At 75.7% G+C, this 4,332-nt stretch carries 4 protein-coding genes and 1 tRNA gene; 4 read left to right on the top strand and 1 reads right to left on the bottom strand.

What is annotated here, in order from left to right; translation table 11 throughout:
* The first annotated feature begins 323 nt into the window (after positions 1 to 323).
* Together ACFW1I_RS37215 and ACFW1I_RS37210 are read left to right on the top strand one after the other, a co-directional pair.
* A complete protein-coding gene (locus ACFW1I_RS37215; RefSeq protein WP_384678363.1) occupies positions 324 to 1,751 on the top strand; it encodes a diacylglycerol/lipid kinase family protein in 1,428 nt (475 codons plus the stop codon).
* Positions 1,748 to 2,416 (top strand): phosphatase PAP2 family protein, encoded by a 669-nt coding sequence (locus ACFW1I_RS37210; protein WP_384678361.1) that lies wholly within the window; start codon positions 1,748 to 1,750, stop codon positions 2,414 to 2,416. Before ACFW1I_RS37215 ends, ACFW1I_RS37210 begins: the two co-directional genes overlap by 4 nt.
* A 28-nt stretch (positions 2,417 to 2,444) precedes the next feature.
* Here ACFW1I_RS37210 and ACFW1I_RS37205 read toward each other — a convergent pair whose 3' ends face one another.
* Positions 2,445 to 3,395 (bottom strand): sigma-70 family RNA polymerase sigma factor, encoded by a 951-nt coding sequence (locus ACFW1I_RS37205; protein WP_384678360.1) that lies wholly within the window; start codon positions 3,393 to 3,395, stop codon positions 2,445 to 2,447.
* Between the two features lie 304 nt (positions 3,396 to 3,699).
* Between ACFW1I_RS37205 and ACFW1I_RS37200 the strand changes: the two genes are divergently transcribed.
* Positions 3,700 to 4,194, top strand: coding sequence for a rhodanese-like domain-containing protein (locus ACFW1I_RS37200; RefSeq protein WP_384678358.1), 495 nt, complete (start codon positions 3,700 to 3,702; stop codon positions 4,192 to 4,194).
* A 51-nt stretch (positions 4,195 to 4,245) separates the two neighbouring features.
* Positions 4,246 to 4,319 (top strand) — tRNA-Met (locus ACFW1I_RS37195).
* Positions 4,320 to 4,332: the final 13 nt, after the last annotated feature.

Here is a 4,332-nt window from a genome sequence, read left to right as displayed (position 1 = left end):
AAGAGTTTGGGTGGGGGATTCGCCCCCACGGCGGCTACCCTCCACTGCCCGCCCCCCCCGCTCCCGGCGGGGGGGGCGCGCTTCGTCGTTCCCGGCCACGCGTCCGGGACGGCGGCCGCGATCCCACCCGGGGGTGAACAACACCTCGGCGGGCGTGGCCGGATAGGGGTGCGACGATCCCTGCACTCCGGTGCTCCCCCGTCGGTTTCCGTGCCGGTTTCCGCGTTGGTTCCGTACCGGCAGGATGATCTTCCGTCGAACGGCTGCTTCCGTGGGGTGATCCGGGGGAGCCTGGGGGAGTCTGGAAGGCGGAGGTGGGGTCGGTGGACGGGGCCGTGCGGTGGCGGGGCGAGGGTGCGGCGGGTGTCGCGCGGGATCTGGCGCGGTGGGCGCTGGGGTCGGCGGCGGGGGCCGTGGCGGTGTTGCTGCTCGCGGTGGGGACCGGCGGGTTCCCGGTGCTGGTGAGCGGCGTCGCCGGGCTCGCGGCGGGGGCCGTGGGGTTGTGGTGGGTGGCCGCGCACCGGGGGGCGCTGCGGGTGGTCGGCGGGGTGCTGGCGATCGGTGCGCCGGTCGGTGTCCTCGTGCTGTACGTGGTCGGCGGGCTGTGGCTGTTCGCGCTGGCCGCGCTCGCGCTGTGGGCGGTCGCGCTGGGGTGTGCGCGGGAGGCGCTGCGCAGGCCCGGTGAGGTGGTGGACGCGCCGGCGCCGGCCCGTCCCGGCGTACGGCCCCGGCAGGCGGTGCTGATCATGAACCCGCGGTCCGGCGGCGGGAAGGTGGAGCGGTTCGGCCTGGTGGCGAAGGCGGAGCGGCTGGGCGCGCGGGTGCTGCTGCTCGACCCGGCCGCGCCCGCGGACGTCACGGCCCTCGCCCGGAAGGCCGTCGCGGACGGCGCGGACCTGCTCGGGGTGGCCGGCGGCGACGGCACCCAGGCGCTGGTCGCGGCGGTGGCCGCCGAGCACGACCTGCCGTTCCTGGTGGTCTCGGCCGGGACCCGGAACCACTTCGCGATGGACCTGGGCCTCGACCGGAACGATCCGGCGGCCGGTCTGGACGCGCTCACCGACGGCGAGGAGCTCCGCGTCGACCTCGGCACGGTCGCCGGCCGGCCGTTCGTCAACACGGTCTCGTTCGGGGTGTACGCGGACGTGGTGCGGCGGCCGGAGTACCGCGACGCCAAGGCGGAGACCGCGTTCGAGGCGCTGCCCGATCTGCTGCGCGGCGGGCAGGGCGACCGGCTCGACGCGACCGCCGACACCACCCGGCTGCCGGGCCAGCAGGCGATCCTGGTCAGCAACAACCCGTATGCCGCGCCCGATCCGTTCAGCGCGGCCACCGGGCACCGCACCCGGCTGGACGGCGGCCGGCTCGGGGTGATCGGCATCCGGGTGGACGGCGCCGCGGACGCCGCCGACCTGGTCGTACGGGGGACCCAGTCGGCCGCGCTCAACGTCCTGACCGCGCTCCGCGTCGAAGTCCACGGCGGGGTGACCACCGCCGGTGTGCCGAAGGCGGAGGGGACCGTGGCGGTGGCGGTGGACGGGGAGGCGCTCGTGCTGCCCACGCCGGTCGTCTGCGAGCTGCGGCCGCGGGCGCTGCGGGTGCTGGTGCCGCGGGCCCGGCCGGGAGTGGTTCCGCCGCCCCCGCCGTTGGACTGGCGGCGGATCATCCGGCTCGCCTTTCCCGAGCAGTACGGCTCCGGCCCCGCGCACCGTCCGGAACCGTCCGAGGACCCCTACAGGAGCGGCGCATGAGTGACGAGACCAGCGGCAAGCACGAGGCGGGCACCGACCCCGGGGTGCGGACGGAGGCGCGGGTGCGGCTGCGGGACCGGCCGCGGGCCGCCGTCTTCACCGCCCGGGCCGTCCTGCACGACCTGCGGGCGGTGGACGGCGCCCTGTACGCGGCGGTGGCCGCGACGCCGACGCCCGCCCTGGACCTGGGCCTGCGCCGGCTGTCGAACGCCGCCGACCACTCCAAGATCTCCTTCGCGGTCGCCGCCGGGCTGGCCCTGCTCCCGGGCCGTCCGCGCCGTGCGGCGGTCGCGGGCGTCGGCGCGATCGCGATCGCCTCGGCCACCGCCAACCTCCTCGGCAAGCGGCTGGTCCGCCGGCCGCGCCCGGACCGGGAGGCGGCCCGGGTGGTGGTGGGCCGGCACGTCCCGATGCCGGAGTCGGCGTCGTTCCCGTCCGGCCACACCGCCTCGGCGGTCGCCTTCGCCACCGCCGCCGGCGTCGTCCTGCCGCCGGCGGCCGTGCCGTTGGGCCTGCTGGCCTCGGCGGTCGGCTACTCCCGTGTCCACACCGGGGTGCACTACCCCGGCGACGTCGCCGCGGGCGCCGTCCTCGGCCTGGCCAGCGGCGCCGCCTCGCTGGCCGTCGGCGCGTCCCTCACCCGGGCGCTCCGGCAGTCCTCCTGACGGTGCGCCGGCCCGGACCGCCGGCGGGTCACGCCGGGTAGACGGCGCGGGCCAGGGCCTCCTCCGGGATGTCCAGGGCGGCGATTCGCTCCGGGTCGGCGAGGACGTGCAGCTGGACGATGCGGTCGCCGACGACGGTGAAGGCCATGAGCGAGCCCGGCTTGCCGTCGACGACCGACAGGACGGCCGGCTGGCCGTTGACGACGAGCGGCAGCGAGCCGTTGCGGAAGGTCGCGTAGAAGAGGGCCTGGCGGGTGATCTCCTCGGCGCCGTGGATCAGCCTGGAGACGCCGGAGAGGAGCTTGCCGCCGTCGGCGCGCAGCACCGCGTCCGGGTCGAGGACGGCGAGCAGTCCCTCGAAGTCGCCGCCCTGCGAGGCGGCGAGGAAGGCGTCCGCGATCTCCCGCTGGCGGCGCGCGTCCGGGCCGGGCCCCGGGGCGGCGTCCTGGACGCGGCGCCGGGCCCGGCTGGCCATCTGCCGGGCCGCCGCGGGCGTACGGTCCACGATCGGCGCGATCTCGTCGAAGGAGACGGCGAACATGTCGTGCAGCACGAAGGCGAGCCGCTCGGCCGGGGAGAGGGTCTCCAGCACGACGAGGAGCGCGAGGCCGACGGACTCCGTCAGTTCGGCGGCGTGCTCCGGGTCGCCGGCGCCGGGGATGTGCACGATCGGGTCGGGGACGAAGTGGTCGAGCGGGTCCTCGCGGCGGGAGCCGCGCGAGCGCAGCATGTCCAGGCAGACCCGGCCGATGACCGTGGTGAGCCAGCCGGTGAGGTTGGCGACCCCGCCGACGTCGCTGCGGCTGAGCTTGAACCAGGTCTCCTGGACCGCGTCCTCGGCCTCGCTGAGCGAGCCGAGCATGCGGTAGGCGACGGCCCTCAGGTGCCCGCGGTCGGCGTCGAAGCGGCGCGCCAGCGCGTCCGCGTCCAGGCCGCCGGTCCCGTCCGCCGTGCTTCCGTCCACCGTGCTCGCGTCCATCCGTCGCTCTCCCCCTTCGCGTCCCGTCATGCCTCCATGACGGATCAGAACCCATGGATGTGACACGGAGCGGCAGCCACACGCGCGCGTGCCCGCGTCCGTACGAGCCCGGTCTCCCCGCCCGTACGCGCGCGTGCCCGGCCCGTACACGTGGCCCACTCGCGCCCCTGGTCGGGCCTCATCGGTCTCGGCCCGTGAGATCCACGCCGCCGGGGCGAAATCGCCCGGGTTTCCCCGGCCGAGGTCCCCGACCGCCGTGGAACGCCACTTCAGCGCGAAGATCAACATCCGTAGATTCATCACCATGACGACGACAGGCACCCAGGTCAACCCCGTACTGCGCACCCCGCCGGCCTCGCCCGCCGCCGCGGCCGCCTACTTCTCCGCCAGCCTCGCCTTCCACGCGGACGTCTCCGACGTGGCCGCCGCCCTGGCCACCGCGGCGGCCGACGGCACCGACCCCGGCTTCGTGGTGATCGACTCCCGCTCGACCGCCTCCTGGGACCAGGGGCACGTCCCCGGCGCCGTCCACCTCCCCACCGCGCTCATCCCCGAGCAGGCGGAGCAGCTCCTCGACAAGGCCGTCCCGGTGGTCACCTACTGCTGGGGCCCCGGCTGCAACGGCGCCACGCGCGCCGCGCTCGCCCTCGCCGAGCTGGGCTTCCAGGTGAAGGAGATGCTCGGCGGCTTCGAGTACTGGGCGCGCGAGGGCTTCGCCTACGAGACGTGGGAGGGCCCGGCCCGGCGCGCCGCGGACCCGCTGACGGCGCCCGTCGACGCCGAGGACTGCGGCTGCTGAGGAAACGGATTTCGGATTTCGCCGCCCATGCCGTAAGGTCGTATTCACCGACGCGGGGTGGAGCAGCTCGGTAGCTCGCTGGGCTCATAACCCAGAGGTCGCAGGTTCAAATCCTGTCCCCGCTACTCAGTAGCCCGA

The sequence above is a fragment of the Streptomyces sp. NPDC058955 genome, from assembly GCF_042741435.1.
Lineage (GTDB): Bacteria > Actinomycetota > Actinomycetes > Streptomycetales > Streptomycetaceae > Streptomyces.
The sequence above is the reverse complement of the archived record's forward strand: the minus strand, read 5'-3'. Positions and strand labels throughout refer to the sequence as shown.

Bases quoted from the DNA above. Each gene is read 5' to 3' on its own strand.
- ACFW1I_RS37210 (WP_384678361.1), top strand. From the start codon at position 1,748: ATGAGTGACGAGACCAGCGGCAAGCACGAGGCGGGCACCGACCCCGGG.
- ACFW1I_RS37205 (WP_384678360.1), bottom strand. From the start codon at position 3,395: ATGGACGCGAGCACGGTGGACGGAAGCACGGCGGACGGGACCGGCGGC.
- ACFW1I_RS37200 (WP_384678358.1), top strand. From the start codon at position 3,700: ATGACGACGACAGGCACCCAGGTCAACCCCGTACTGCGCACCCCGCCG.